Source organism: Streptomyces sp. NPDC002138 (assembly GCF_040296485.1).
Lineage (GTDB): Bacteria > Actinomycetota > Actinomycetes > Streptomycetales > Streptomycetaceae > Streptomyces.
The window spans coordinates 54,420-80,520 of the sequence record NZ_JBEOXE010000019.1 but is presented as its reverse complement, the minus strand read 5'-3'; the positions used below and the strand labels follow the sequence as shown (position 1 = coordinate 80,520).

Genomic DNA, 26,101 nt, shown 5'->3' with positions numbered 1-26,101 from the left:
GAGCGGGGGCCGGCAGGGGGAGCGGGCGGGGTCAGCCGACGAGCAGGTCCCGCTTGAGCTCCTTCAGCTCGCGCGCGTCGATGCCGAGGCCCTTGTCGAGGTAGCGGTCGAAGGAGCCGTACGTGGCCTTGACCTCGGCGTACCCGGCGTTGAGGTACTCGGGGCGGACGTCGAGCATCGGCTTGTAGACGGCGGCCTGCGGGGCCGGGAGGTGCGCGAGGACGGCGTCGTTGGCGGCCTTGCGGTAGTCGTTGCTGGCGAGGTAGTCGGCCATGACGGTCTCGCTCGGCACGCCGAGCGCGGTCAGCAGGGAGGCGTTGGCCCAGCCGGTGCGGTCCTTGCCCGCGGTGCAGTGGAAGAGGACGGCGCGCGAGCGGTCGTTCTCGATGCCCGCGAAGACCTGCGTGTAGGCCTTCTTGCCGCCCGCGCCGCTGACCATCGCCTTCTCCGCGTCGGTCATGGCCTTGACGGCCTCGTCGGGGGTCTTCGGCAGGGTCTGGAAGGAGCCGGAGCCCGCGAAGACGTCGGCGACGACGTACGTCGCGCCCGCCGGGACCTTGTCGGCGTCCTTGGTCCGCTCGTCCTCCATGCGCAGGTCGAAGACGGTCTTGACGCGCAGCCGCTGGAGCTTGGCGAGGTCGCCCGGGGTGAGCTTGTTCAGGGCGTCCGAGCGGTAGACCTCGCCCATCTTGACCCACTGGCCGGTGGCGGTGCGGTAGCCGCCCGCGTCACGGAAGTTGACCGCGCCGTCCAGCGTGACCAGGCGGTCGGCGAGGCGCAGGCCCTGGCCGTGGTCCGGCGCGAAGTCGAACCACTGGCGGTCGGCGGCGGGCAGTCCCCGCACGACGGCCTCGCCCCGGGCGCCGCCCCTGGCGACGACCTTGCCGTTGGCCTTGATCTCGACCCGGCGGACGCCCTTGGCGCCCGTCACGCCCTTGGCGTCCCACTTCACGGTGTACGAGCCGTCGGCGCCGGCGGTGACGGTGGCGGCGGTGAACGGGATGGCGGAGCGGCCGTGGCCGTCCTGGTGGCCGTCCCAGTGGGCGCTGGCGGCCGGGGTGACGAGGGCGGCGAGGGTGAGAGCGGAGGCGACGGCGGTCGCGGCGAGGGTTGCCTTCTTCATGCCGTCGAATCTGTGGGCCCGGGAAGAACGCCGTGTGAACGAGGCGTGGCCGGAAACAGCTGCTTCCAAGGCGAGTGGCAAAACGTGCCACCCGGGCGCCCGATTGAGGACAGGCGGCCCGCACGCGCCCCACCGAGGGTCGTGGCACGGCCGGAAACACGCTTACCCGCCCGCGCATTCCGGCCTTTCTCCGCCCACATACGGGTCGGTTGACGACCGCCCTCCGGATTCGAACGAGCGGGTCCACTACAGTGCCCGCCAGAGCCAGCGGGGGGATGCGTTGATGGACTTGGCGGCGGGAAGCGTGACGACGGGAAGCGTGACCACGGGCCTGTGGGGCCGGGTCGAACAGCAGGACTTCCGCAGCCGGGTGCGCGGCGCCCTGCTCGGCTCCGCCCTCGGCGACGCGCTCGGCGCGCCGGTCGCCGGGCTCTCCCTCGACGCGATCCGCGAGGCCCACGGCCCGGCGGGCCTGACCGAACTCGCCCCCGCCTTCGGCCGACGCGGCGCCGTCACCGCCGCCACGCAGCTCACCCTCTTCACCGTCGACGGCCTGATCCGCGCCCACGTGCGCCGGGACACGGGCGCCTGGCACCCGCCCACCGACGTCCACCGCGCCTACCTGCGGTGGGCCGCGACCCAGCACGACTGGGGCCCGGACGAGCGGCGCAAGGAGAACGGCTGGCTCGCCCACGAGGAGTGGCTCTACGCCCGCCGCGGGCCCGACCGGGCCTGCATGACCGGCTTCGGCGACGAGATCCTCGGCACCCTGGAGCACCCGAAGAACCCCACCGCCCGGGACACCGGCGCCACGGTCCGCTCCTCGCCCTTCGGCCTGCTCGTCGGCTGGGAGCCCGCACTGGTGCTCCAGCTCGCCGTCGAGTGCGCCGCGCAGAGCCACGGGCACCCGACCGCCTACCTGTCGGCGGGCGCCTTCGCGGTGATCGTCCACGGCCTGACCCGCGGCGAGAGCCTCGACTCGGCCGTGCAGCGGGCGCTCGGCCTGCTCGGCTCCCGGGCCGGGCGGGAGCCGGTCACCGACGCCCTCCAGCGAGCCACGGCCGCCGTCACCCAGGGCGTCCCGTCGCCCAAGATCATCGAATCGCTCTCGCCGGGCGACGGCCGCGACGCCGAGGACGCCCTCGCCGTGGCCGTGTACTGCGCCATGGTCGCCGAGGACATCCGCCACGGCCTGCGCCTCGCGGTCAACCACGGCGGGGACTCCGCCGCGACCGGCGCCCTGTGCGGAGCCCTGCTGGGCGCCCTGCACGGCGAGACCGCCCTCCCGGCGGCCTGGCTGGCCGACCTGGAGGGCCGGCCCACGATGCTCGAACTCTCCGACGACTTCGCCCTGGAGATGACCCAGGGCCCCACCCTGCACAGCCCGACGATCTCCGCCTCGGGCTGGCTGACCCGCTACCCCCGGGGCTGACGCACGCCGTCCCCTGCCGACCTCGCGCGCGAGCCCGTACCGTGACCCCACCCACGTCACGGAGGTCTCTGTACACATGCCGAGCACACCGAACCTGCGGATCGCCACCACCGTCTTCCTGACCGACCGGACCATCGCGCCCGCGCCGCTCGCCCGCGCGCTCGAGGAGCGCGGGTTCTCCGGGCTCTACCTGCCCGAGCACACCCACATCCCGGTCAGCCGCGAGACCCCGGCCCCGATGGGCGGGGCGCTGCCCGAGGAGTACGGGCGCACCCTCGACCCCTTCGTGGCCCTCGGGCAGGCCGCCGCCGTCACCGAGCGGCTGGGGCTGGGCACCGGGATCACCCTGGTCGCCCAGCACGACCCGATCGGGCTGGCCAAGCAGATCGCGACCCTGGACCACCTCTCGGGCGGCCGGTTCACCCTCGGGCTCGGCTACGGCTGGAACGTCGAGGAGGCCGCCGACCACGGGGTCCAGTGGGGGGCCCGGCGCGCGCTCGTGCGGGACCGGATGGCGCTGATGCGCGCGCTGTGGGCGCCCGAACCGACCGCGTACGCCGGTGAGTTCGGCGGGGTCCGGGCCAGCTCGGCCTTCCCCAAGCCGGTGCGGGCCCCCCGCGAACTCGCCCCGGGCGTCCCGCTGCACGGCCCCCGCACCCTCATCGGCGGAGCCGCCGGGCCCAAGCTCTTCGCCGCGATCGCCGACCACGCCGACGGGTGGATGCCCATCGGCGGTGGCGGGCTGAGCGAGTCCCTGCCTGTGCTGCGCGGGGTGTGGGAGGCGGCGGGGCGGGACCCGAAGTCGCTCCAGGTGGTTCCCTACGCCGTCCGGCCCACCCCCGGCAAGCTGGCCCACTACGCCGCCCTCGGCATCGACGAGGTGGTCCTGCAGCTGCCGTCGGCGGGCGAGGCCGAGGTCATGCGGGCCCTGGACGAGTTCGCTCCGTACCTCTGATCCCGGACAGCGGCCGAGAGTGCCCGTGATCCCGAACGACCCCCGCCCCCGGCCGCATTGGGCCGCTTGCCTAGACTTCCCGTCTGAAATCAGCCACGGCCGGGAAGCGGCCCGCGGGCGCAACGGACGGGGGCAGGGATGCGGGACTCCGATCTCGACGTATCTCAGGACGACCTCGGCAGGCTCGCCGACGACCTCGACGCCATGCAGGCGTACCTGAACGAACAGACGCGCCGCATGGACCGTGTCGTCGACGCCATCGCGGCGGGCTGGCAGGGCCCCACGGCCACCGCCTACCGCAGCCTGCACCAGGGCGTGGCCGAGGACGCCGTCCGCATCCGCCAGGTCGTCGTGCTGCTGGAAGCGGCCACCCGGGCCAGCCGGGACGGATTCACCGAGCAGGAGATGGAGACCCTGTCACGGCTGAAGAAGATGCAGGACGGCGAGGACGTCCCCGCGGCGGCCCGCGCCCTGCAGTCGCCCGACCCGGCCCCGCCCGCGCGCCCGCAGAGCCGCATCCTCGACATGTGAACGCATGAATGCATGAGCGCATGAACGCCTGAACGTATGAATGTGTGAACCACGGGGGAACAGCCACACCATGCCGGACGACGACCGCATCACCGTCGACTTCGCCACGCTGCGCAGACTGTCGGGCGAACTCGAAAGCATCCTCAAGACGCTCAACGAGAAGCTGGACGGCCTGTACGAGCGCACCACCAAAGTGGTGCTGACCTGGGACGGCGAGGCCCGCGACGCCTTCGTCGACGAGCTCGACAAGTGGGACCGCTCCGCGCAGGACCTCGTCGCGGCCCAGGCCTGGCTGCACGAGGTGGTCGTCAAGGGCCACCTCAACTACGACGCGGCCAACCGCTCCGTGCTCCGCGGCTGGGGAGGCGGCGCCTGATGGCCGGCCCCGCGGTCCCCGGCGCCCCGGCCGGCCCCGCGCAGCCGCCCGGCGGCTCGGGCACCATCGACGTCAAGCCCAGTGACCTGTGGCGGGTGTCGGGCCACATCGCGCAGCAGCAGGGCATGATGCACACCGGCGCCAAGAACCTCGTGTCGGGCCTGGAGAAGTACCCGGACGCGGGCGGCGCGGGCACGGAGGCGACCCGCTTCTCCCAGGCCTACATGAAGACCGGCAACCGCTGGCTGGAGGTCTGGGGCAAGGGCGTCCTCAGCATCGGCGGGGCAGCCGTCGGTTTCACCGAGACCGCGAACGCCTACTCGAAGGCCGACGCCGCCGCCCATCCCAAGCCGGGCCAGGCCGCCGAGACGCGCCCGGTGCCCGCCGTCACGGACAAGACCCCGGACTACGGCAAGATCCCCGACCTCAAGTGGGGGGACGACGACGGCGGCGACGACTTCATCCGCAGCGTGCTGGAGATGATCCCCGAGACGGTACGGAGCATCCTCCAGCCGGTACTGAAGAAGGCGCTGCGCGTCGGGCGCCTGGCCGACGTCTTCCCCATGCCGCAGCAGCACTACCTCAACTCGCTCTCCCAGACCTGGTCGAACACCACGATGTGCCTGGGCACGGTCTCCGGCTCACTGACCGCCGAGGTCTCCACCATCACCAATCCGCAGCAGGCGGACTGGGAGAACGCCATGAAGACGTTCTGCAGCGCCGTGTGGGGCACCTCCGCCTGGGGCAAGACCCAGCAGGGCTACCAGTGGGCCCACAGCTCCGGGTACGGCGCGAACGCCGCGCCCACCGGCAGCCAGCCCGTGATGACCGTCCTCTTCGACACCGCGATGGAGATCAGCAACATCCTGCGCGAGTACGCGGAGGCGGCGGTCAAGCTCAACCACGAGATCTGGGAAGAGTTCGTGAAGGCCGCGAAGAAGGCGGCCAAGGAGGTCCTGGAGGACGTCGACCTCAAGGACGGCTTCGGCATGAAGGACATCAAGGGCCTGGCCAAGGGCCTCGGCAAGGCGGGCAAGATGCTGCTCGACTTCGACATCGAGCTCATCCTCAAGCTGGACACGGCCGCCATCAACCGGATCGTCGACACCTACACCACCACCCTGAACGGCCTCACCACCCGCACGGACAACAAGCTCCCCGCGCTGGACGAGGCCTACCTGAGCGCGCCCAAGTTCGAGGCCGGCGTCGCCCGGGCGCACGGCTTCGGCGCCCGCGCGCTGGACGAGTTCAAGCACGAGCAGAAGTGGATGGTCCAGGACAAGGACGGCAACCAGGTCTTCGACCTGGCGAGCAACGAGTACCTGGGCAACGGCCACACCCTCGACAAGCACGTCGGCAAGACCGACGAGCAGCTCGCCCAGCGCCTGCGCGACCAGTCCGACCCGGCCACCCCGACCTGGCCGCACAACAAGCCGAAGATCGGCGGCTCCTCGTCCTTCACGGACTACGCGCACGCTCAGTCGCTCACCGAGTACAACCTCAGGAACCGCCGCTCCGAGATCGACGCGTGGCTCACCGGCCCGCCGCCGCCCGGCGAGGGGACCAACAAGGACTTCACCAGCGCCGCGCCGAACGGCGAGAACAGCGGGCGCTACGTCTCCAAGCAGCCCGACCCCGCCCACCCCGGGTCCGGCTACAAGGACAACGGCCTGAACGCCAAGGCCGTCGACGTGAAGAACGTCAAGACGGTGCTCAAATACGATTCCAGCCTCGATCCGCCGTACATCATCTACACCTCGATGCCCGCGCCGTGACCGGCCCCGACCTCCTTGGACACCCGATGAACGCACCCGCAGGCCCGGCCGCGTCCCCGGACGACGGCGCCCGCGCGTGGGAGGGCGCCGCGCTGCGGCTCCTCGACGACCCGTACGTGTTCGCCGCGGCCGGCCCCCGGCTTCACCCGGACTGGGCCGAGGACGTCCTGGCCGTGCTGCGGCGCGAGGGCGGCGACCCGCGGGGCTGGCGGGCCCTGGACTGGGACCGGGACGGCGAGGAACGGGCCGCGACGGGCCCCTCCTTCCCCTTCCTCCCCGGCCTCACCGCCGCCGCCCTGCACGCGGGGCTGCACCCCCTCGACGGCGCCGCCGCCGTCGACCTGCTCGCCTCGTTCACGCAGGAGTGGACCTTCGAGACCGCCCCGCTGTACGGGCGCACTCCCGAGGCGCTGGAAGCCGTACGCGCGGACGCCCGGACCCTGCTGCGGCGCTTCGACGGTCCCGGGGCCGAGGCGGGGGACGCGGCCGGGGGCGAGGCCGGGGCCGAGGCGGGGGACGAGGTGGCGACGTACTGGACCACCTCGCCGCTGGCCCGCACGACCACCACCCCCGACTTCCTCAAGGACCGGCTGGCGGGCGGCGGGGCCCGCTTCACCGACTACGCCGAGGAACTCGGCCTGATCGTGGTCGCCCCGTCCCCGGTGGACGAGGTGGGCGTCTTCTGGTCGTTCAACGCGCTCTGACATCCGCACCGGTACGGGAGACAATCACCCCATGCTCACCAGATCAGCCACCTACCCCGACCGGGAAACCGCCCAGTGGGCCACGCAGCGCGTCGTGACCGCCAACGAGCAGGTCATCCACCGCTGGCTGGCGCAGGGCACCCGGGCGCGGCTCACCATCGAGGCCGCCTGGCCCTCCCGGGAAGAGCCCGTCGGGCGGGTGCTGCTGGAGGCGATGCTGCTCGCCGGACGCGACCCGGTCGACGTCCGCGCGGCCCGCATCGTGCTGCGGCGCGAACCGGCGAGCCCGCACGGGTTCGTCGTCCTGACCACCGTCCCGATCTACCTGTAGAGGCCGTCCCCCGTGTCCATGAAGCCCCTCGAACACGACCGGCGCTACGGCGAGCTGGACCAGGTGATGCGCGCCTACCTCGGCCAAAGCGCCGACGACACGCCCGAGCGGCGCAGCACTGCCCTGGACGCGTACCTGCGCCACACCTGGCACACCCGCCCCTGGGCCATCGCCGAGGCGGAGCGCCAGCTGCGCGAGTACAGCCGCACACCCCCGGGCCGGCTGCGCCTGAGCCTCGGCGAGTACTACGCGGTCCCCGACACCGGGCTGCCGGAGGCCGCCGTCGGCGCCTGGCTGCTGGTCCTGGCCGACCACCTCAAGGCGAGCGTGGAGAACGGCGAGGTCCCCCCGCCCGCGACCCCGCAGACCCACTGGGAGTGGCACGCACGCTTCCCGGAGACCGGACAGCTGCTGGGCGGCTGGTTCTCCCAGGACATCGTGGACCAGTTCGACGACCACGACGCGGCCATCGCCGACTACGCGGCGACCACCCACCCCCACGTGGTGGCCCGCCTGGTCGGCGAACTGAACGAGCTGGTGGCCCTCCCCCTGGAGGAAACCGACTACGCCGTGGCGGTCGCCGAACTGGGCATGGAGGTGGGCGTCCCGGAACCCTTCTCGTACGGCGCCTGGCTGAGCCTGGTGGCCGCGGACCTCACGGCCTGACCCGGGACGGAGAGCCGCGAAGTAATCGGTTGATCGCCCCCTCACCCCCCGGTGTAGAAAGAGATGCCCAAGGGACCCCAAAGGGATCCCCAAGGGAACTCGTATGATCAGCTGGTCGGCCGACACGCATTTCCTGGGGGGAAATCAACCATGGGCACCCGCACGCTCCACAGATCGCTCGTATCCCTGCTCGCGGTCTCCGCCGCGGCCGTCCTGGTCCCGGCGGCCGCCTCCCCGGCCGCCGCCGCTCCCACCGACTGCCGCGGACCGAAGAGCGGCACCCTCGCGGAGATCCGCCCCGGCCAGCGCCTGGAACCGGGGGCCCGGCTGGCGGACCTGGCGAGCGCGGCCGAGCTGGTCATGCAGCCCGACGGGAACCTGGTGCTGTACGCCTTGGGCAACCCGGGCGGCTACAAGCTCCCGCTGTGGAACAGCGGCACCTACGGCAACCCCGGCGCCTACGCCACCCAGCAGGAAGACGGCAACTTCGTCATCTACAAGCAGGGCGGCAGCGCACAGACCGGCGGCGGCATCTGGCACACCGCCACCTACGGGACCAGCCCCGGCACCGGTGTCGTGCGGGCCTCGCTGATGGGCGGCGCGTTCGTCGTCGAGGGCCGCAACGCGGGCCCCTCCTGGTCGACCGGAAGCTCGGAGCGCCAGGCCTGGATCTGCTCGGACTACGCGACGGCCGCGGAGGCCTGGTGGTCCGGCAACTGGGCCCAGTCCGCGTCCGTGTGGCTGGTCCTGCAGCGGGACAACAACCTGGTCATGTACCGCAAGAGCGACGGCAAGGCCATCTGGAACAGCGGCACCTACGGGGGCGCCTACCGGCTGAACCTGCAGATGGCCCCCAAGGACCGGGGCGACCTGACCCTCGTCGAGGAGAACCGCACCGCGGTCCGCTGGCGCACCGGTACCGCCGGGAACGACGCCGCCTACGCGCTCCTCCAGGACGACGGCAACTTCGTCGTCTACAAGAAGGACGGCGGCCCCGGCAAGGGCGGCGGCCTCTGGAACACCGGCACGTACAACAAGATCTGAATCATCGGCACCTGCTCCATCTCGAGGGAAGCACCACCATGCGTCACCACCTGCTCCGCAGAACTCTCACCGCCCTGCTCGCCGCCTCCGCCGTGACCGTCCTGGTCCCGGCGGTGGCGTCGGCCACCGGCGACCCCGGCCAGTGCCGCACCAGCGCGACCGGCCGCAGCTCCGACCTGCGGCCCGGCCAGCGCCTCGAACCGGGCGCGAGCCTGGTCCCGACGCCCGGCAAGACCGAGCTGGTCATGCAGCCCGACGGGAACCTCGTCATCTACGCGCTCGGCACCCCGGGCGGCTTCAAGCTCCCCCTGTGGAACAGCGGCACGTACGGCAACCCCGGCGCCTACGCCACCATGCAGGACGACGGCAACTTCGTCATCTACAAGCAGGGCGGCAGCGCCCAGACCGGCGGCGGCATCTGGCACACCGCCACCTACGGCAGCCGGGCCAACAGCTACCTCGCCGCGTCCATCCGCGACGACGGCCAGCTCGTGGTGTCCGGCCGCGCCGAGACCTCGTTCTGGTCCGACACCCCTGAGCAGCACGTCAGGGTGTGTCCGTCCGACATGGCCTGGGGCCGCGGGTCCTGGGCCCAGGCCGCGTCCGTATGGCTCGTGCTCCAGCGGGACAACAACCTCGTCATGTACCGCAAGAGCGACGGAAAGGCGATCTGGGGCAGCGGCACCTACGGCAGCCGGAGCCCGCTGAGCCTGGAGATCGGGGACAACGGCGACCTGGTCCTGCACGGTGACGACCGCAACGAGACGGTCCACTGGCGCACGGGAACGGGCGGCAACGACGGCGCCTACGCGCTCCTGCAGGACGACGGCAACTTCGTCGTCTACAAGAAGGACGGCGGCCCCGGCAAGGGCGGCGGCCTCTGGAACACCGGTACGTACAACAAGATCTGACCGATCACCACCTGACTGACCACGGGGGAACGAACCAATGCGTCACCGCTTCATCCGCAGTGCCTTCATATCCGTACTCGCCGCCTCGGCCCTGGCCTCGCTGGTCCCGGCCACGGCGACCGCCGCGCCGGCCGCCGGCCGTCCCGGCATGACCGAGTGCGACGAGCCCTACGACCGCCGCGAGACCCTCCTGAACGTCGGCCAGCGGCTGGCGCCGGGCGAGAAGATGACCAACCCGACCGGCGCGACCGAGCTGGTCATGCAGCCCGACGGGAACCTGGTGCTGTACGCCTTGGGCAACCCGGGCGGCTACAAGCTCCCGCTGTGGAACAGCGGCACCTACGGCAACCCCGGCGCCTACGCCACCCTGCAGGAAGACGGCAACTTCGTCATCTACAAGCAGGGCGGCAGCGCACAGACCGGCGGCGGCATCTGGCACACCGCCACCTACGGCAGCCACACCGAGGTGACGCCCGTCGCGAAGCTGAAGTGGGACGGCAACTTCGAGGTCATCGGCCACCAGTCCGATAGCTGGGGGCTGCCCTGGTCGACCCTGCGGTTCGAGACGACCACGAAGGTGTGCGCCGAGGACCCGGCGAACCAGTACCGCTACTGGTTCACGGGCCACTGGGCCCAGTCCGCTTCCGTCTGGCTGGTCATCCAGGCGGACAACAACCTGGTCATGTACCGCAAGAGCGACGGCAAGGCCATCTGGAACAGCGGCACCTACGGCACCGGCTTCCAGGTGCTGGAAATGCGCATGGGCGAGGACGGCGACCTGTTCATGCGCGACTGGATGGGCGGCAAGAAGGTGGTCTGGAGCGCCAAGACCGCGAACAACCCCGGCGCCTACGCGCTCCTGCAGGACGACGGCAACTTCGTCGTCTACAAGAAGGACGGCGGCCCCGGCAAGGGCGGCGCCCTCTGGCAGTCGGGCACCTGGAACCAGGGCTGACGAAGCCTGACCGGCTGACCCGTCCGCGCACCGCGGACACCGGCTGAGCACCGAAGGGGGCGGGGCGCGACAGGCGCCCCGCCCCCTTCGCACGGGCTGGTCCGGCCTGCGTACCGGGGCCGCGGCCACCGCCCGGCCCGCCCGGCCCGCCCGCTCGCCCCGCCCGCTCGCTCGCTCGCTCGCTACGCAAGCGACTTGCGGGCCGCCTTCGCCGCCGCCTTGGCGGCCTTGCGTTCCTTGCGTTCCGCGCCGATGCCGCCGAAGAGGGCCAGGCCGGTGATGGTGACGCGGGGGGAGCCGGGGGCGCCCGGGCCCGACGCGCGGTCGCCGAAGCCGCCCAGGATGCCGATGCCCTTGACCTCGCACTCCAGGTCCGGCGGAACGACCACGGACATGCCGCCGAAGAGGGCGAAGCAGCGGATGTTCACCTCGCCGCCCTCGAAGCGCGCTTCGCGCAGGTCGATGACGCCGCCGCCCCAGAGGGTGAAGGCGGTGAAGGTCCGCCCCACCGTCCAGTGGCCCCGCCGGGCGAAGCCGCCCCAGACGGCGAAGGCGCCGGAGGAGGTCACCGCCCCGCCCGTGCGCTCGGCCCAGCCGCTCGTGGTGGCGTGGCCCGCGGAACGGGCGGCCACGGGGAGGTCGCTGGTGAGGGCCTCCAGCTCGCCCCGGGTGCGGGCGCCCAGGGCGGCGCCGAGGCGCTCGTCGAACTCCTCCATGTCGAGGCGGCCTTCCGCGACGGCCTCGCGCAGCATCTCGGCCACCTGTTCGCGCTCGGCGTCGGAGGCTCGCATCTCAGGGAGTTTGTTCGTCATGTACACACCCTATGGACGACCGCTCCCCCCGCGCCCGCTCACCCCCCGTACAGCGCGTCGATCTCCGCCGCGTACCGCTGCGCCACCACCGCCCGGCGCAGCTTCAGCGTCGGCGTCAGGGCGCCCGACTCCACCGTGAACTCCCGGTCCAGGACGTGGAACGCGCGGATCCGGGCCGGCCGGGAGACCGACGCGTTGGCCTCCGTCACCGCCGTCTCCACCAGCGCCCGCACCGCCGGGTGCGTGGACGGCGTACCGGCCAGGTCGAGGCCCTCGCGGGCGGCCCAGGCCGCGATCTCCTCGGCGTCCAGGGTGATCAGGGCCACCGGGTGGGGGCGGTGGTCGCCGATCATCACCGCCCGCGAGACGAACCGGGAGCGCTGGATCGCGAACTCCACCTCCGTCGGGGTGATGTTCTTGCCCGACGAGGTGATGATCAGCTCCTTCTTCCGGCCGGTGATCCGCAGGAACCCGTCCTCGTCCAGCGCCCCCAGGTCCCCCGTGTGCAGCCAGCCCTGCGCGTCCACCGTGGCCGCCGTGGCCGCCGCGTTCGCGTGGTAGCCCGGGAAGACCATCGGCCCCCGCGCCAGCACCTCCCCGTCCTCCGCGATCCGCACCTCACAGCCCGCGATCGGCCGCCCGACCGTCCCGTGGCGGACCGCCCCCGGGTGGTTGAGGCTGATGACCCCGGCCGACTCGGTCATGCCGTACCCCTCGAAGACCTCGATCCCGCAGGCCCGCAGGAAGTCCAGGGTCGCGGGCGCGATCGGCGCCCCACCGGTGAGCGCCCACCGCAGCCGCCCGCCGAGCGCTTCCCGGACCGGCGAGTACAGCGACTTCCCGGCCGCCTCGTACGCGTCCCGCGACGCCTCCGGCAGCTCCCCGTCCGCTGCGAGCACCCCCAGCCGGACCGCCTCCTCGAACCGCTCCCGGCCGCCCTCCCGGGACTCCGCCAGCGACAGCACCACCGAGTGCAGCTTCTCGAACAGCCGCGGCACCGACGGCAGATGCGTCGGCCGCGCCTCGGCCAGCTCGGCGATGACGTCCTCGATCCGCCCGCCGAAGTACGACAGCTCCCCACCCTCCAGCAGCGTGGTGAACTGGATCAGCTGGGCGAGCAGGTGCGCGAGCGGCAGGTACAGGTACGTCGAGTCCCCCGGGCCGCCGCTGACCAGCGGAAGCGTCGCGTCCTGGATCGCGCCGAGGTTCCCGTGCGTGAGGCGGCAGCCCTTGGGCAGCCCGGTGGTGCCGGAGGTGTAGACGATGGACGCGTCGTCGTCCGGGCCGACCGCCTCCGCCCGGGCGGCGAGCTCGTCCCACGGCCCGCCCACCGGCGCGTCCACCGGCGCGTCCACCGGCCCGCCCACCGGCGCGTCCACCGGCGCGAAGGAGGACAGCAGCGGCGTCGGCCCCTGCGCCCCCTCCCCCACCGGGTCCATGCACACCACCTCGCGCAGCCCCGGCAGCCGCTCCCGCAGCGCCGCCACCCGCGCCGCCTGCGTCTCGTCGTCGCAGACCACGACCACCGACGCGGAGTCGGACAGCACCCAGGCCAGCTCCTCCGCACCCGCCGTCGGATACACCGGCACGATGACCGCGCCCGCCGCCAGCACCCCGAAGTGCGTGTACGTCCACTCCGGCCTGGTCTCGGCCAGTACGGCGACCCGCTCGCCCGGCGCCACTCCGAGGGCCAGCAGCGCCCGCCCCACCCCGGCGGCCCGGGCGTCCAGTTCGGCGTACGTCCTGGTCCGCCAGGTGCCCGCGCGCCGGAAGCGCAGGGCGGTCTCCGGCCCGTACCGCCGGGCGGTCCACCGGGTGAACACCGCCAGCGTCTCCGGTCGCGGGGTGTCCGGTCGCACAGCGTCCATCGGTATCGCCTCCATGGCTACCTGCGGGCATGCGGATCCGGTACGGACGACGGAGAACCGTACGGACGAGGCGGATCCGTACGGACGACGCTAGGCAGCCGTTCGCCCCCGGCGGCATGACCGGAAGCGTCACCCCCGCTGACCGCAGCGCTCATTGGGGCTACCGTCGGGTGCATGGGGAGGCGGACGGTCACCGTGCACCACGTGCGCGCCGTGCTCGCGGGCGCCCGCGCCGCGGGCGTCGACACCGTGCCGCTGCTCCAGGAGGCGCAGATTCCGCCGCTGTTGCTGGGGGACGACCGCGCCCGCGTCACGCCCGCGCAGTTCGCCCGGCTCTTCCGCGCGCTGTACCGGACCACGCAGGACGAATTCCTCGGCCTCGGTACGGCCCCCAGCCGCCCGGGTACCTTCGCCATGATGTGCCACGCCACGCTGGGCTGCCGGGACCTGGGGGCGGCGATCGAGCGGGCGGCGGCCTTCTACCGCCTCTTCCCCGGCGGGCCCGAGCTGGCGCTCGACGTGGCCGACGGGCGGGCCCGGTTCACCGTCCACAACGACTTCGGGCGGGACGAGGAGCGGTTCCTCACCGAGTGCCTGCTCGCGATCTTCCACCGGCTGTGCAGTTGGCTGGTCGGGCGCCGGATCCCGCTCGCCCACGCGGAGTTCGCCTATCCCCCGCCGCCGCACGCGGACGAGTACGACCTGCTCTTCGACTGCCCGGTCCGCTTCGGGCGGCCGCGCACCGGGGCCGCCTTCGAGGCGCACTGGCTGGGCGCGCCGCTCGTCCGGGACGAGGCCGCGCTCGACGCGATGCTGCGGCGGGCCCCCTTCGACCTGCTGTCGCGCCCGGAGTACGGGACCACGGTCGCCGAGCAGGTGCGCCGGGCGCTGAGCCGGCAGCTGCGGGTCTCCCCGCGGCTGCCGGAGCTGGGCGAGGTGGCGGGGCGCCTCGCGGTGTCTCCGGCGACGCTACGGCGCCGGCTGCGCCAGGACGGGACCTCCTTCCAGCAGCTCAAGGACCATGTGCGGCGGGACGCGGCGATCGCGGGGCTGGCCGAGAGCGGGGAGCCGATCGCGGAGCTGGCGGCGCGGCTGGGCTTCTCCGAGGACACCGCCTTCCACCGGGCGTTCCGCCGCTGGACGGGCACCACCCCGGGCGCCTACCGGGCGCACCCCGGCCCGGTGGACGACCCTGCTTAGGCCCTCTTTCGGGTGACGCGCCCGGCGCGTCCGGCGCTGGGCGGGCCGGGGGTGAGGGGGCGGGTCGGCAAGGGTGGGCTGTCCGGTCAGCGACCTTCCCACCAGTGGGTCGCCGCGGGCTCCTCGCCACCCCCGCACGGAACCACCCCCGCCCGGAACCTCCGCACGGAACCCTCCGCACGGAACCCTCCGCACGGAACCCCCGCACGGAACCACCCCCCACACCGCACGACCTCCACACGGACCCCTTGGGAGAGCCCCCATGCGCATCCGAAGCACCACGCTCGCCGTGGCCGCCCTAACCCTGGCCCTGGCAGCCGGGATCCCCGCGACCACCGCCACCGCATCGGCCGACACCGCGGACGCTGCCACCCGGCCCGGTGACGTGGTCGCCAGCGCGCCCTCGTCGTTCCACCCGCGGCCGGGCCAGCCCACCAACACCAAGGCCTGGAAGATCCAGTACCGCTCGACCACCGCCGACGGCGCCCCCGACGTGGTCTCGGGCACCGTGGTCGTCCCGCAGGACGGCCGCGTCGGCCCCCGCCCGCTGGTCAGCTACGCCGTCGGCACGGTCGGCCTCGACGACTCCTGCGCGCCCAGCGACCACCTTCCCCGGGGCACCTCCGCGGAGGGCACCCTCATCCATCAGCTCACCCAGCGCGGCTGGGCCGTGGTCGTCACCGACTACGAGGGCCTCGGCACTCCGGGCCCGCACACCTACTCCGTCGGCCCCTCGGCCGGGCACGCCGTCCTGGACGCCGCCCGCGCCGCCCAACGGCTGCCCGAGGCCGGGCTGTCGGCCTCCGGCCCGGTCGGCATCATGGGGTACTCGCAGGGCGGCCAGGCCTCCGGCTGGGCGGCCGAGATGCTGGGCTCCTACGCCCCCGAACTCCAGGTCAAGGGGGCGGCGGCCGGCGGGATCCCGGCGGACCTGCTCAAGGTCGCGGACTCCGACAACGGCCGCGCCGGCTCGGGCGTCGTCTTCATGCTCGCCGCGGGCCAGGACGCGGCCTTCCCGGAACTCAAGCTGGACTCCTACCTCAACCCGGCGGGCAAGACCCTCGTCGACTACCTCAGGACTCACTGCGCCGCGATCGACACGACCGTCGGGTCCTTCAAGCGGATCTCGGACATGACCACGAGGGACCCGCTGGCCCAGCCCGACTGGCAGGCCCGGCTGAACCAGTCGAAGCTCGGCCGGACCGCCCCGGCCGCGCCGGTGTACCAGTACCACGCGGCCGGCGACGAGCTGATCCCGTACGCCGTCGCCCAGCAGCTGCGCACCGACTGGTGCGCGAAGGGCGCGGACGTCCACTGGCGCGCCATCGCGGGTCGCGGCCACATCACCGGCGGGACCAGCGGGGCGGCCGCGGCGGCCGACTGGCTCGCCGACCGCTTCGCCGGGCGCCCGTCGGACGGCAACTGCTGAGCGTTCCGCGGTGGTTCGCGGCCCCGCGTGCGGGACGTGAGGGGTCGGGTCAGCAAAGCTGAGCTGCCCGGTCAGCGACCTCCCTACCGGTCGGTCACTACGGTCTCCTCACCACCCCCACACGGACCCCTTGGGAGAGCCGCCCCATGCGTATCCGAAGCACCGCGCTCGCCGCCGTGGCCGCCCTGGCCCTGGCGGCCGGTATCCCCGCGACCACCGCCCACGCCTCGGACGGAGCGGCCCAGGCCGCCGCCCGGCCCGGCGACGTCGTCGCCAGCGCCCCCTCGTCGTTCCACCCGCTCCCCGGCCAGCCCACCAACACCAAGGCCTGGAAGATCCAGTACCGCTCGACGACCGCGGACGGCGCCCCCAACGTCGTCTCCGGCACGGTCATCGTCCCCCAGGACGGCCGCGGCGGACCGCGCCCGCTGATCACCTACGCCGTCGGCACGGTCGGCCTCGCCGACTCCTGCGCGCCCAGCGCCAACTTCCCCAACGGCACCGGCCTGGAGGCCAATCTCATCCAGCAGCTCACCCTGCGCGGCTGGGCCGTCGTCGTCACCGACTACGAGGGCCTCGGCACCCCCGGGCTGCACACCTACACCGTCGGCCCCTCGGCCGGGCACGCCGTCCTCGACGCGGCGCGCGCCGCCCAACGGCTGCCCGAGGCCGGGCTGTCGGCCTCCGGCCCGGTCGGCATCATGGGGTACTCGCAGGGCGGCCAGGCCTCCAGCTGGGCGGCCGAGCTGCAGGGCTCGTACGCGCCCGAACTCCAGGTGAAGGGGACGGCGACCGGCGGGGTCCCGGCGGACCTGCTCAAGGTCGCGGACTCCAACAACGGCTCCTACGGCTCCGGTCTGATCTTCATGGCCGCCGCGGGCCAGGACGCGGCCTTCCCCGAGCTGCGGCTGGACTCCTACCTCAACCCGGCGGGCAAGCTCCTCGTCGACTTCCTCAAGACGAACTGCGTCGCGATCGACTCGGCCGTCGGGTCCTTCAAGCGGATCTCGGACATGACGACGAAGGACCCCCTGGCGCAGCCCGACTGGCAGGCCCGGCTGAACCAGTCGAAGCTCGGCCGGACCGCCCCGGCCGCGCCGGTGTACCAGTACCACGCGGCCGGCGACGAGCTGATCCCGTACGCCGTCGCCCAGCAGCTGCGCACCGACTGGTGCGCGAAGGGCGCGGACGTCCACTGGAACACCATCTGGGTCGGCGGCCACGTCACCGGGGTGATCACCGAGGCGCTCGCGGCGGGCAATTGGCTCGCCGACCGCTTCGCCGGGCGGCCGGCGCACGGCAACTGCTGAGCGTTCACCCGCAGTTCACGGCCCCGCCGGTCACTCACCGGCGGGGCACGCCCGTGTTCCGCTCGCCAGCTCCCCGTCCACCAGGAAGGCGTTCACGCTCTCGCGCACGCACCCCGAGTGGAGATAGGCGGCGTGCCCGTCGCCCTTGTAGTCCAGCACCACCGCCGCGCCGAGCCGCGCGGCGGTCTCCTCGGTCCAGCGGTACGGGGTCGCCGGGTCCCCGCGCGTGCCGACCAGCAGCATGGGCGGGGCGCCCGGCCGGTCGATGGTGCGCAGGAAGCCGCTGCCCGCGGGGCGGCCGTAGCAGGACAGGACCGTCCCCAGCTGGAGCGGCCCGAAGATCGGGGAGGCGGCGCGGAATTCGGCCGCCCGGGCTTGGATCTCCTTCTCGATCGCGGCCGGACTGGCCTTGGCGTCACCCCGGTCGGGGTCGTCCGCGCAGCTCACCGCGATCAGCGCGGCCTGCATGTTGTCGGCGGGCACCTTGTCCGCCGCGGGCGCCGGGCTCTCGCTCCCCGGGGGCGGCGGTCCGGTCGGCCCGCCCAGCTCCAGCAGCCCGGTGGGGTCGCCGTCGCGCTCGGCCATCGCCAGGCCCTCGGCGAGCGCGGGCCAGGTCTCCCGCGAGTAGAGCGCGCTGCCGATGGCCACCGCGAGGTCTTCCCCGGTGAAGGCCGAGCCGTCCCCGCCGATCAGCGGTTCCTTGCCGAGGCGGGCGGCGAGGGCGTTCACCCTCTCCTTGGCGGTGCGGGTGTTGGTCCCGTACACGCAGCCGCTCTGGTGGGTGCACCAGCTCAGGAAGTTGTCCAGCGCCTGCTGCTGCCCCTGGGCGGATACGAGCGCCTGCTGGTCCAGCGGTTCGGCCAGCGTGTCGACCCCGTCGAGGACCATCCGGCCGACGTTGCGGGGGAACTGGGCGGCGTACACCGCGCCGAGGCGGGTCCCGTAGGAGAAGCCGAGGTAGTTGAGCTTCTTCTCGCCGAGCACCTGGCGCATCACGTCCATGTCGCGCGCCGCGTGGACCGTCCCGATGTACGGGAGGACGGGCCCGGAGTGCTTCTCGCAGCTCTTGACCACCGCGCGCAGGGCGGCGAGCCGGGCGGCCGGGTCGTCGCCGGGCGGGGACTGCGCGTCGAGGGCGCCGCCGCAGCTGACCGGGTCGCTGTGGCCGACCCCGCGCGGGTCGAAGGCGACGAGGTCGTAGGACTCGCCGAGGTCGGCGAAGGCCTTGGGATCGGCGGCGAGGGACTCTATGCCCTGGGCGCCGGGCCCGCCGAAGTTCAGCAGGAGCGAGCCGAGCCGCTTGCGGCCGTTGGCCGGGATCCTGGCCATGGCTATCCGGGTGGTGCCCTTGGCGGGGTCGGCGTGGTCCAGCGGCACGGTGAGGGTGCCGCAGCGCATGGCGGCGGGCGCGCCGGGCTGCTCCGGACAGCCGCCCCAGCGGATGCGCTGCCCGTAGAACCGCGCGAGGCCGGCGGGGTCGGGGCTGGGGCCCGGACCGGCACCCGGACCGGCACCCGGACCGGCGCCGGGGCTCGCGCCGAGCGAGGCCAGCGCCAGCACGGCGAGGCCCACGACAGCGGTGCGACGGGAAGCGGTACGGCGCGAAGGGGTACGACAGGAGGCGGTACGGCGCGAAGGGGTACGGGTACGGGACCGGTGCACGGCGCCCTCCTCGGCGGCTGCCCCCGGACCACCATAAGCGGGCCGCTCCGGTCCCGCCCGCTCACGCCGGAGCGCCTACTTCCGGTACAGCTCCTCGATCTCCCGCGCGTAGTCGCGGGCCACCGCCGACCGCCTGATCTTCATCGAGGGCGTGAGGTGGCCGCGCTGCTCGGTGAAATCGGCGGGCAGCACCGCGAAGCGGCGGATCGATTCGGCACGCGAGACCAGTTTGTTCGCCTCGTCCACCGCCTTCTGCAGATCGGCGTGCAGCTCCTCGTCGCGCACCAGCTCGGGGAGCGGCGTCCGCTGCTTCTTGTGCATCTGCCGCCAGTGCGCCAGCCCCTCGGGCTCCAGGGTGATCAGCGCGGTGACGTACGGGCGGTTGTCGCCCACCACCATGCACTGGCCGACGAGCGGGTGGGCGCGCAGCCAGTCCTCCAGGGGCGCGGGGGCGACGTTCTTGCCCCCCGAGGTGATGATGATGTCCTTCTTGCGGCCGGTGATCGTCAGGTACCCGTCGGCGTCGAGTTCGCCGATGTCCCCGGTGGCGAACCAGCTGCCCTGGGGCTGGCCCGCGCCGCTGTTCCAGTACCCGGCGAAGACGTGCCGGCCGGCCAGCAGCACCTCGCCGTCGTCCGCGATGCGCACGGCGGTGCCGGGGAGCGGCCAGCCGACCGTGCCGAGGCGGGGCCGCAGCGGGGGCGTGACCGTGCTGGCCCCGGTGGTCTCCGTGAGCCCGTACCCCTCGAACACCTCGATGCCCGCGCCCGTGTAGAAGGCGGCGAGGCGGCGGCCGAGCGGGGAGCCGCCGCTCAGGACGTAGCGCACCCGGCCGCCGAGGGCGGCCCGGATCCGGCGGTAGACCAGCGGATCGTAGAGCGCCCGGGCGGCGCGCAGCCCGATCCCCGGGGACTTGCCCTCCACCACCTCGCCGTAGCTGCGGGCGATGCGCGCGGCCCGGTCGAAGGAGGCGGCGCGGCCCATCCGCTCGGCGGTGGCGCGGGCGGTGTTGTAGACCTTCTCCAGCACGTAGGGGATGGCGAGGAGGAAGGTCGGGCGGAATCCCGCGAGGTCGGCCAGCAGCTCGTCGGTCTGGATGCTGGGGGCGTGGCCGAGTTTGACGCGGGCGCGCAGGCAGCCGATGGCGACGGCGCGGCCGTACACGTGGGAGAGCGGCAGGAAGAGGAGGGTCGAGGCCGGATCCTTGCTGACCGAGGTGAAGACGGGGTGCAGCAGGGCGACCGAATTGTCCGCCTCGGCGAGGAAGTTGCCGTGGGTCAGGACGCAGCCCTTGGGGCGCCCGGTGGTGCCGGAGGTGTAGATCAGGGTGGCGGCGGTGTCGGGGCCGCCGCGCTCGCGGCGCGCGTGGACGAGCGCGTCCGGGATCACCTCCCCGGCCTTGATCAGGCGGGCGATGGCCCCGGTGTCGAATTCCCACAGGTGCGCGAGGCCGGGCAGGGCGACGCGCTCGCCGCTGATCACCCGGGCCTGCGCGGTGTCCTCGACGGCGCAGGCGACGGCGCCGGAGTCCTGGATGATCCAGCGGGCCTGGTGGGCGGAGGAGGTGGGGTAGATGGGTACGGTGACGAGCCCGGCCGCCCAGCCCGCGAAGTCCAGCAGGGTCCACTCGTAGGTGGTGCGGGCCATGATGGCGAGCCGGTCGCCGGCCTGGAGGCCCTCGGCGATCAGGCCCTTGGCGACGGCGAGCACCTCGGCGGCGAACGTGGCGGCGCTCACGTCGTGCCAGACGCCGTCGCGGTCCTTGCGGGCCAGGACGGGCTCGCCGGGGGCCTGGCGGGCGTTGTCGAAGGGGATGTCCCCGAGGTGTCCGCGGGGGGAGACTCCGACGAGCGCGGGGACCGAGACCTCCCGGACGACCCCGCCGATCAGTGTCTTGTGGGGTTCGACCAGCCGCGGGGACTGTTGCTGCTCGGCTTCCACGGTGCATGCTCCTCAGCCCGGCACGAGTGTTACCGCCGGTAATTTACGCACCGCCAATCGTGCCCGGCCAGCCCCTGACCAGCTTTTTCACCGACGCTCCACGCCACCGCCGCACTCGTGCAGGTCAGGCGGCGATCGCCTCCGGCCCCGACGGGCAGTCGCGGCAGCGGCCCGGCCCGGGGGCGCGGAAGGCCCGGTCGCAGCCGTCGCACGTCTGGAACGGGTGCGGCCGTACGACCGGCCCCGGAGCCCGGGCCGCCGGGAGCGGCGGCGGGGCCAGGGTCCTCAGCCGGTACCCGACGAGGGCCGCCGGGTGCCGGAGGTCGGGGGGCAGGTCCATGGCCAGCAGGCGGCGTACGGCCTCGGGCTCGGCGCCACGTTCCAGCCACTCCGCGGCCTCCGGCGCGAGCTGCCGGACGGCGCGGTCCGACAGCAGCAGCCGCGGATCGTCGAGCCGCAGCCGCGCGAGCAGGTCGAAGGCATCCTGCCGGACCTTCCCGGAGGGGGCGGGGTCGCTGCGCGGCGGGGCGACGGGGTCGGGCTCCGGGCGGGGTCCGGGGGCCGTGTCCGGATCGGGGGCGGCTACGGGCTCCGGGTCAGGCACGGGCTCCGGATCGGGCACCGGCTCCGGCCCGCCGCCCCCCGGAGGGTCCGGCTCGGGCGCCGGGCCCTCGGGGGACGTCCCGCGCGGGTGGTTGTAGGACACCGTGCGGGTGACGAACCGGCCCGTCTCCAACCGCACGCGGACGCGCTCCAGGTAGCCGTACTTCTCCAGCTCCCGCAGGGCCGCGCCGATCCGCACCTCCCCCTCGGGGAACCGCTCGACGAGCCGCCTGATGCCGACGCGCACACCCTCGGGCAGCGACTGGAGGTGGGTGGCGAGACCGATCGCGACCAGCGACATCTCGGGGTGCTGGGCGAGGTGGTTGCCCACCACGACGTAGTGGGTGGCGTGCCGCACGTTGACGTGGACGAGACCTGATCGGGCGGTCCCGGCGTGAACACGGGACGACGCGCGCGAGGGCGCGCTAGGGTGCATTGAAGCCATGGGGAAGCGTCTACTTCCTTGTTGGTCAGGCCCTCGTTCGGGATGCCAGTCCCGGCGGGGGCCGTCTCATGTCTGATGTTGTGGGGCGAGCATATGCCCGACAACCCGCCGCGATTCCAATGCAGTTGGCACAATTCACTCGTGTGAGTGAGCGGGGCCGACGGGGAGCCGGAGGGGTGGGTCGGTTGGTTCTTACCCCGGTTCTTCACGGGTTGACGTCTGCCCCGGCCGGGTCGCGGAATCCCAGGTCACGGAGGTCCGCAAGTCCGGCGACCGCCAGCTCCGCCCACACCGCCTTGCATGGTGCGGGCCCCGGATCCACCCCCCAGCGATCCGCGATCGCGGCCACCAGAACCAGCCCCCTGCCGGTCTCCGCACACCCGTCCGCGTCGCGGATACCGGGGCTCCGGTCCCCCCGGGTGTCGACCACCTCGATCCGCAGCACGCCGCGCCCCAGCGCCAGCACCACCCGGAACCCCCGGCCGGGCACCCGCCCGTGGGTCACGGCGTTGGCCGCCAGCTCGGCCACGACGAGCGCGGCGCCCTCCGTCGGCAGCCCCCACGCGGCGATCCGCTCGACGGCGAGCAGCCGGGCCCGGCGGGCGCCACGGGGCGTGGCGGGGAGCCGGACGGCGAAATGGCGGGCGGGGTCGCAGATTTGAGTATTCACGTCACTCAGCGTGGCGATCGCCGCATACCGTGAGAAGCGGCAACGCCCTTGCGTCCCGCGTTTGTCCGGCTCTTGTCCGGCGCTGTCCCGGCTGTCCTGTCCGGCCGCCGGGCAGAGGGCGTCGAGGACATCGGTACGTCGGAGGCGGGCGCTCATGAGCGTGGACAGTGGCGGTACGGAAGACGCGGGCTGGGACGTCGACCCCGAGGACGAGCAGGGGGTCGCGGTACTGGCCGCGCTCGGACGCCAGCTCCGGGCCTGGCGGGAGGAAGCGGGCCTGCGGGCCGCCGACCTCGGAACGGCCATCGGGTACGGGGAGGACCTGGTGCGCAAGGTCGAGGCGGGCAAACGGATCCCGCGTCCCGAATACCTGGACAGGGCGGACGAGACGCTGCGGGCGGGCGGGAAGATCGCCGCGATGAAGGCGGACATGGAACAGGTCCGCTACCCGAAGAAGGTCCGCGACCTGGCGAAGCTGGAGGGCCGGGCCGTCGAGATCGGGGCGTACCGCATCCACGGGATACACGGTCTTCTACAGACGGAGGACTACGCCAGGGCGCTCTTCGAGATGCGTCAACCGGCCTACGGGCAGGAGGAGGTGGAGCGATTCGTGGCCGCACGCATGACGCGGCGCTCCATCTTCGACCGGCAGCCCGCGCCCTCGCTCAGCATCGTCCAGGAAGAGGCCACCCTGCGCCGCCGCATCGGGGGCACAATGGTGTGGCACCAACAGCTCGAACGCCTGCTGGACGTGGCTCGGTTGCGCAACGTAGCCCTCCAAGTGATGCCGATCGATCGCGAGGTCCATGCAGGCATGGACGGCGGGATCGAGGTGCTGAAATTCGGAGACGGCACGGCTGTCGGCCGCTCGGAAGGCGCGTTCGGTGGTCGGCCGGTTTCCGATCCGAGGCGACTCCAGGTCCTCGAGATGCGCTATGGCATGATCCGGGCCCAAGCGCTCACGCCCATGGAGTCGCGGAGCTTCATCGAGGAACTGCTGGGAGAGACATGACCTACGACCCCGAGCTGCACTGGTTCAAGAGCAGCTACAGCGACGGCAGTGAGGGCGACTCCTGCGTCGAGGTGGCCGCCACCCCCGCCACCGTCCACGTCCGCGACTCCAAGGACACCCGCATCCCCCACCTCGCCTTCACCCCGCACGCCTGGGCGGGCTTCGTGACCCACACCGGCCGCCGCTGAAACACACCGCAGCCCCCGCCCGGACGGGGGCGGGGGCTGCGATGAGTGTGCGTACGGGCGTGGGGCCGTACGGTCAGGCGGCGACCGGGACCTTCGCCTCGGCGGCCGCAGCGGGCTCGGCCGGGGTCTCGGTCTCGTCCAGCGGGGACGACGAGGCGTTGGCGTAGGCCGTACGGTCCAGGATCCCCTCGCGGGCGGCGACGATGACCGGGACCAGTGCCTGTCCGGCCACGTTGGTGGCGGTCCGCATCATGTCCAGGATCGGATCGATCGCCATCAGCAGGCCGACGCCCGCCAGCGGCAGGCCCAGCGTCGACAGGGTCAGGGTCAGCATCACGGTCGCGCCGGTCAGACCTGCGGTGGCGGCGGATCCGACCACCGAGACGAACGCGATCAGCAGGTAGTCACCGACACCCAGCGGCACGTCGAAGATCTGCGCGATGAAGATCGCGGCGAGCGCCGGGTAGATCGCGGCGCAGCCGTCCATCTTCGTGGTGGCGCCGAACGGGACGGCGAACGACGCGTAGTTCTTCGGGACGCCGAGCCGCTCGGTGACCTTCTGGGTGACCGGCATGGTGCCGACCGAGGAGCGCGAGACGAAGGCCAGCTGGATCGCGGGCCAGGCGCCCTTGAAGAACTGGACCGGGTTGACCTTGGCGACGGTGGCCAGCAGCAGCGGGTAGACGCCGAACAGCACGAGCGCGCAGCCGATGTACACGTCGGCGGTGAAGACGGCGTACTTGCCGATCAGGTCCCAGCCGTAGCTGGCGATGGCGGTGCCGATGAGGCCGACCGTACCGATCGGGGCGAGCCGGATGACCCACCACAGCGCCTTCTGGAGGAGCTCCAGGACGGACTCGGCGAGCGTCAGCACCGGCTGGGCCTTCGAGCCGAGCTGGAGGGCGGCGATACCGGCGACGGCGGCCAGGAAGACGATCTGGAGGACATTCAGCTCGGTGAACGGCGTGACGATGTCGTTCGGCACGATGCCGGTCAGGAAGTCGATCCAGGAGCCGTGGCGCTTGGGCTCCTTGCCGTCGGCGGCGGTGAGGCCGGTGCCCGAGCCCGGGTTCGTCAGCAGGCCGATCGCGAGGCCGATGGCGACCGCGATCAGCGAGGTGATCATGAACCAGAGCAGCGTGCGCGAGGCGAGGCGGGCGGCGTTGTTCACCTTGCGCAGGTTGGTGACCGACACGAGGATCGCGAAGAAGACGAGCGGGGCGACGGCCAGCTTCAGGAGCTGGACGAATATGTCGCCGACCTTCTCCAGGGTGGTGGCCAGCCAGCTGATGTCCTGGCTGCGCGAGAGCCAGCCGAACAGCACGCCGAGCACGAGACCGGTGACGATCTGGGCCCAGAAGGGGAACTTGAAGGAGGCCTTGGCGGGGGCCTCGGGAGTCGCGGGGGTCGCGGACACGGACACTCTCCGGAGGGTGGTGGTGATGCGGTACGGCAGCCGGAAGTGGCCGGCCGGGACCGCTGCTGCGTGCGTCTGCTGGATCAGCGACAGCAGCAACAGGCCGCGGACGCGCGGCGGCAGAGGTCGACGTGCAGGCGCGCCACGAGCAGGGTGCTCATGGCTTCGAAGGGCGCAACCGAGGTCGACATGTTGAACACGCTAACACTTATCCTTTGAGAATCTCAAAGGAGTGCTTTGACCATCCATGACGCGGAACGTGCAACGGGCCGTGGGACGGGACGGGACGCGCGAGCCCCCCGCCGGGGAACGCCGAAGCGCCCCGCTCCCGGGGGTCATCCCGGGAGTTGGGGCGCTTCAGCGAAAGTCGCTCGTGAAAGCAGGGGTCAGTGCGCGCGGGCGGCGTCGTCCGCCGCATCCTCCTGCGCACGGTCCGCGGCGAGCCGCTCCTTCGCGCCCGCGATGCGGCCGGAGATCTGCTCGGACATCACGTCGCGCTGCTTGCGCAGCAGCACGAAGGAGAGCGGCGCGGAGAGCACCAGCGCGAGCAGCGCGACCCAGGCGAGGTTGGCGTCACCGAGGGAGGACGGCACGACCCCGACCTTGACCAGGCCCAGGACGACGACGAAGCAGCCCACGAAGATGGCCAGCCGCATCGTGGTGTAGCGGATCGTTGCGCTCGGCTTGAGGGACACGGTGACCCTTCTCTCTGTCTACGTCGTCTGTCTACGTCGTCTGTGA

General features: G+C 72.8%; 26 protein-coding genes. 16 read left to right on the top strand and 10 right to left on the bottom strand.

What is annotated here, in order from left to right; genetic code table 11:
* Nucleotides 1–31 precede the first annotated feature (31 nt).
* Nucleotides 32–1,123, bottom strand: coding sequence for a tyrosine-protein phosphatase (locus ABT084_RS15175; RefSeq protein WP_351042988.1), 1,092 nt, complete (start codon nucleotides 1,121–1,123; stop codon nucleotides 32–34).
* Nucleotides 1,124–1,427: 304 nt separating this feature from the next.
* On the opposite strand from ABT084_RS15175, the gene ABT084_RS15170 reads away from it, so the two are divergent.
* From ABT084_RS15170 to ABT084_RS15120, 11 genes are all read left to right on the top strand, one after another.
* Nucleotides 1,428–2,555, top strand: coding sequence for an ADP-ribosylglycohydrolase family protein (locus ABT084_RS15170; protein WP_351042985.1), 1,128 nt, complete (start codon nucleotides 1,428–1,430; stop codon nucleotides 2,553–2,555).
* Between the two features lie 94 nt (nucleotides 2,556–2,649).
* The gene (locus ABT084_RS15165) at nucleotides 2,650–3,510 is read left to right on the top strand and encodes a TIGR03619 family F420-dependent LLM class oxidoreductase (protein ID WP_351043077.1); all 861 of its coding nucleotides are present in this window, start codon (nucleotides 2,650–2,652) and stop codon (nucleotides 3,508–3,510) included.
* 138 nt (nucleotides 3,511–3,648) lie between these two features.
* On the top strand, nucleotides 3,649–4,041 hold the full coding sequence (locus tag ABT084_RS15160) for a WXG100 family type VII secretion target (RefSeq protein WP_351042982.1): 393 nt from the start codon (nucleotides 3,649–3,651) through the stop codon (nucleotides 4,039–4,041).
* Between the two features lie 70 nt (nucleotides 4,042–4,111).
* A complete protein-coding gene (locus ABT084_RS15155; protein ID WP_351042979.1) occupies nucleotides 4,112–4,417 on the top strand; it encodes a WXG100 family type VII secretion target in 306 nt (101 codons plus the stop codon).
* Entirely contained in the window at nucleotides 4,417–6,192 is a 1,776-nt protein-coding gene (locus tag ABT084_RS15150) for an RNase A-like domain-containing protein (RefSeq protein WP_351042977.1), read from the top strand. Before ABT084_RS15155 ends, ABT084_RS15150 begins: the two co-directional genes overlap by 1 nt.
* Nucleotides 6,193–6,218: 26 nt before the next feature.
* Nucleotides 6,219–6,896 (top strand): hypothetical protein, encoded by a 678-nt coding sequence (locus ABT084_RS15145; RefSeq protein ID WP_351042974.1) that lies wholly within the window; start codon nucleotides 6,219–6,221, stop codon nucleotides 6,894–6,896.
* 31 nt (nucleotides 6,897–6,927) lie between these two features.
* The gene (locus ABT084_RS15140) at nucleotides 6,928–7,227 is read left to right on the top strand and encodes an RNase A-like domain-containing protein (protein WP_351042971.1); all 300 of its coding nucleotides are present in this window, start codon (nucleotides 6,928–6,930) and stop codon (nucleotides 7,225–7,227) included.
* 12 nt (nucleotides 7,228–7,239) lie between these two features.
* The gene (locus tag ABT084_RS15135) at nucleotides 7,240–7,893 is read left to right on the top strand and encodes a contact-dependent growth inhibition system immunity protein (RefSeq protein WP_351042968.1); all 654 of its coding nucleotides are present in this window, start codon (nucleotides 7,240–7,242) and stop codon (nucleotides 7,891–7,893) included.
* Between the two features lie 150 nt (nucleotides 7,894–8,043).
* On the top strand, nucleotides 8,044–8,937 hold the full coding sequence (locus ABT084_RS15130) for a hypothetical protein (RefSeq protein ID WP_351042965.1): 894 nt from the start codon (nucleotides 8,044–8,046) through the stop codon (nucleotides 8,935–8,937).
* A 38-nt stretch (nucleotides 8,938–8,975) separates the two neighbouring features.
* Nucleotides 8,976–9,848, top strand: coding sequence for a hypothetical protein (locus ABT084_RS15125; protein WP_351042962.1), 873 nt, complete (start codon nucleotides 8,976–8,978; stop codon nucleotides 9,846–9,848).
* A 37-nt stretch (nucleotides 9,849–9,885) separates the two neighbouring features.
* A complete protein-coding gene (locus tag ABT084_RS15120; protein ID WP_351042959.1) occupies nucleotides 9,886–10,803 on the top strand; it encodes a hypothetical protein in 918 nt (305 codons plus the stop codon).
* Between the two features lie 182 nt (nucleotides 10,804–10,985).
* Here the strand turns inward: ABT084_RS15120 and ABT084_RS15115 are convergent, their stop codons facing one another.
* The gene (locus ABT084_RS15115; protein WP_351042957.1) at nucleotides 10,986–11,615 is read right to left on the bottom strand and encodes a DUF1707 SHOCT-like domain-containing protein; all 630 of its coding nucleotides are present in this window, start codon (nucleotides 11,613–11,615) and stop codon (nucleotides 10,986–10,988) included.
* Between the two features lie 38 nt (nucleotides 11,616–11,653).
* Nucleotides 11,654–13,483 carry an AMP-dependent synthetase/ligase gene (locus tag ABT084_RS15110; protein ID WP_351042954.1) on the bottom strand — a complete coding sequence of 610 codons (1,830 nt, stop codon included), beginning with the start codon at nucleotides 13,481–13,483 and terminating at the stop codon, nucleotides 11,654–11,656.
* 174 nt (nucleotides 13,484–13,657) lie between these two features.
* Between ABT084_RS15110 and ABT084_RS15105 the strand changes: the two genes are divergently transcribed.
* From ABT084_RS15105 to ABT084_RS15095, 3 genes are all read left to right on the top strand, one after another.
* Entirely contained in the window at nucleotides 13,658–14,683 is a 1,026-nt protein-coding gene (locus ABT084_RS15105) for an AraC family transcriptional regulator (protein WP_351042951.1), read from the top strand.
* A gap of 262 nt (nucleotides 14,684–14,945) precedes the next feature.
* Entirely contained in the window at nucleotides 14,946–16,112 is a 1,167-nt protein-coding gene (locus tag ABT084_RS15100) for a lipase family protein (RefSeq protein WP_351042949.1), read from the top strand.
* 146 nt (nucleotides 16,113–16,258) lie between these two features.
* The gene (locus ABT084_RS15095) at nucleotides 16,259–17,422 is read left to right on the top strand and encodes a lipase family protein (RefSeq protein ID WP_351042946.1); all 1,164 of its coding nucleotides are present in this window, start codon (nucleotides 16,259–16,261) and stop codon (nucleotides 17,420–17,422) included.
* Nucleotides 17,423–17,452: 30 nt separating this feature from the next.
* On the opposite strand, the gene ABT084_RS15090 is transcribed toward ABT084_RS15095, so the two are convergent.
* The 4 genes from ABT084_RS15090 to ABT084_RS15075 form a co-directional block, all read right to left on the bottom strand.
* Nucleotides 17,453–18,994: an alpha/beta hydrolase gene (locus tag ABT084_RS15090; protein ID WP_351042943.1), complete on the bottom strand. Its 1,542-nt coding sequence runs from the start codon at nucleotides 18,992–18,994 to the stop codon at nucleotides 17,453–17,455.
* 165 nt (nucleotides 18,995–19,159) lie between these two features.
* Nucleotides 19,160–21,025: an AMP-dependent synthetase/ligase gene (locus ABT084_RS15085; RefSeq protein WP_351042940.1), complete on the bottom strand. Its 1,866-nt coding sequence runs from the start codon at nucleotides 21,023–21,025 to the stop codon at nucleotides 19,160–19,162.
* A 124-nt stretch (nucleotides 21,026–21,149) separates the two neighbouring features.
* Complete coding sequence (locus ABT084_RS15080; protein WP_351042937.1) at nucleotides 21,150–21,986, bottom strand: helix-turn-helix domain-containing protein; 837 nt, start codon at nucleotides 21,984–21,986, stop codon at nucleotides 21,150–21,152.
* 292 nt (nucleotides 21,987–22,278) lie between these two features.
* Nucleotides 22,279–22,743, bottom strand: a complete 465-nt coding sequence (locus tag ABT084_RS15075) for an ATP-binding protein (RefSeq protein WP_351042934.1) — start codon at nucleotides 22,741–22,743, stop codon at nucleotides 22,279–22,281.
* A gap of 154 nt (nucleotides 22,744–22,897) precedes the next feature.
* Here ABT084_RS15075 and ABT084_RS15070 point away from each other — a divergent pair, with 154 nt between their 5' ends.
* Both ABT084_RS15070 and ABT084_RS15065 read left to right on the top strand, forming a co-directional pair.
* Entirely contained in the window at nucleotides 22,898–23,755 is an 858-nt protein-coding gene (locus tag ABT084_RS15070) for a helix-turn-helix domain-containing protein (protein ID WP_351042932.1), read from the top strand.
* A complete protein-coding gene (locus tag ABT084_RS15065; protein ID WP_351042929.1) occupies nucleotides 23,752–23,943 on the top strand; it encodes a DUF397 domain-containing protein in 192 nt (63 codons plus the stop codon). The genes ABT084_RS15070 and ABT084_RS15065 overlap by 4 nt, the downstream gene beginning before the upstream one ends.
* A gap of 73 nt (nucleotides 23,944–24,016) precedes the next feature.
* Here the strand turns inward: ABT084_RS15065 and ABT084_RS15060 are convergent, their stop codons facing one another.
* The 3 genes from ABT084_RS15060 to ABT084_RS15050 all read right to left on the bottom strand — a co-directional run bounded on the left by ABT084_RS15060 (nucleotide 24,017) and on the right by ABT084_RS15050 (nucleotide 26,055).
* Nucleotides 24,017–25,360, bottom strand: a complete 1,344-nt coding sequence (locus ABT084_RS15060) for a dicarboxylate/amino acid:cation symporter (RefSeq protein WP_351043074.1) — start codon at nucleotides 25,358–25,360, stop codon at nucleotides 24,017–24,019.
* Nucleotides 25,361–25,443: 83 nt separating this feature from the next.
* Complete coding sequence (locus ABT084_RS15055; protein WP_330335068.1) at nucleotides 25,444–25,521, bottom strand: putative leader peptide; 78 nt, start codon at nucleotides 25,519–25,521, stop codon at nucleotides 25,444–25,446.
* 225 nt (nucleotides 25,522–25,746) lie between these two features.
* Entirely contained in the window at nucleotides 25,747–26,055 is a 309-nt protein-coding gene (locus ABT084_RS15050) for a DUF4229 domain-containing protein (protein WP_351042926.1), read from the bottom strand.
* Nucleotides 26,056–26,101 lie beyond the last annotated feature (46 nt).

Coding starts and splice junctions, on each gene's coding strand:
- ABT084_RS15175 (WP_351042988.1), bottom strand. CDS start 1,123: ATGAAGAAGGCAACCCTCGCCGCGACCGCCGTCGCCTCCGCTCTCACC.
- ABT084_RS15160 (WP_351042982.1), top strand. CDS start 3,649: ATGCGGGACTCCGATCTCGACGTATCTCAGGACGACCTCGGCAGGCTC.
- ABT084_RS15155 (WP_351042979.1), top strand. CDS start 4,112: ATGCCGGACGACGACCGCATCACCGTCGACTTCGCCACGCTGCGCAGA.
- ABT084_RS15150 (WP_351042977.1), top strand. CDS start 4,417: ATGGCCGGCCCCGCGGTCCCCGGCGCCCCGGCCGGCCCCGCGCAGCCG.
- ABT084_RS15145 (WP_351042974.1), top strand. CDS start 6,219: ATGAACGCACCCGCAGGCCCGGCCGCGTCCCCGGACGACGGCGCCCGC.
- ABT084_RS15140 (WP_351042971.1), top strand. CDS start 6,928: ATGCTCACCAGATCAGCCACCTACCCCGACCGGGAAACCGCCCAGTGG.
- ABT084_RS15130 (WP_351042965.1), top strand. CDS start 8,044: ATGGGCACCCGCACGCTCCACAGATCGCTCGTATCCCTGCTCGCGGTC.
- ABT084_RS15125 (WP_351042962.1), top strand. CDS start 8,976: ATGCGTCACCACCTGCTCCGCAGAACTCTCACCGCCCTGCTCGCCGCC.
- ABT084_RS15120 (WP_351042959.1), top strand. CDS start 9,886: ATGCGTCACCGCTTCATCCGCAGTGCCTTCATATCCGTACTCGCCGCC.
- ABT084_RS15115 (WP_351042957.1), bottom strand. CDS start 11,615: ATGACGAACAAACTCCCTGAGATGCGAGCCTCCGACGCCGAGCGCGAA.
- ABT084_RS15110 (WP_351042954.1), bottom strand. CDS start 13,483: ATGGACGCTGTGCGACCGGACACCCCGCGACCGGAGACGCTGGCGGTG.
- ABT084_RS15105 (WP_351042951.1), top strand. CDS start 13,658: ATGGGGAGGCGGACGGTCACCGTGCACCACGTGCGCGCCGTGCTCGCG.
- ABT084_RS15100 (WP_351042949.1), top strand. CDS start 14,946: ATGCGCATCCGAAGCACCACGCTCGCCGTGGCCGCCCTAACCCTGGCC.
- ABT084_RS15095 (WP_351042946.1), top strand. CDS start 16,259: ATGCGTATCCGAAGCACCGCGCTCGCCGCCGTGGCCGCCCTGGCCCTG.
- ABT084_RS15070 (WP_351042932.1), top strand. CDS start 22,898: ATGAGCGTGGACAGTGGCGGTACGGAAGACGCGGGCTGGGACGTCGAC.
- ABT084_RS15065 (WP_351042929.1), top strand. CDS start 23,752: ATGACCTACGACCCCGAGCTGCACTGGTTCAAGAGCAGCTACAGCGAC.
- ABT084_RS15055 (WP_330335068.1), bottom strand. CDS start 25,521: ATGAGCACCCTGCTCGTGGCGCGCCTGCACGTCGACCTCTGCCGCCGC.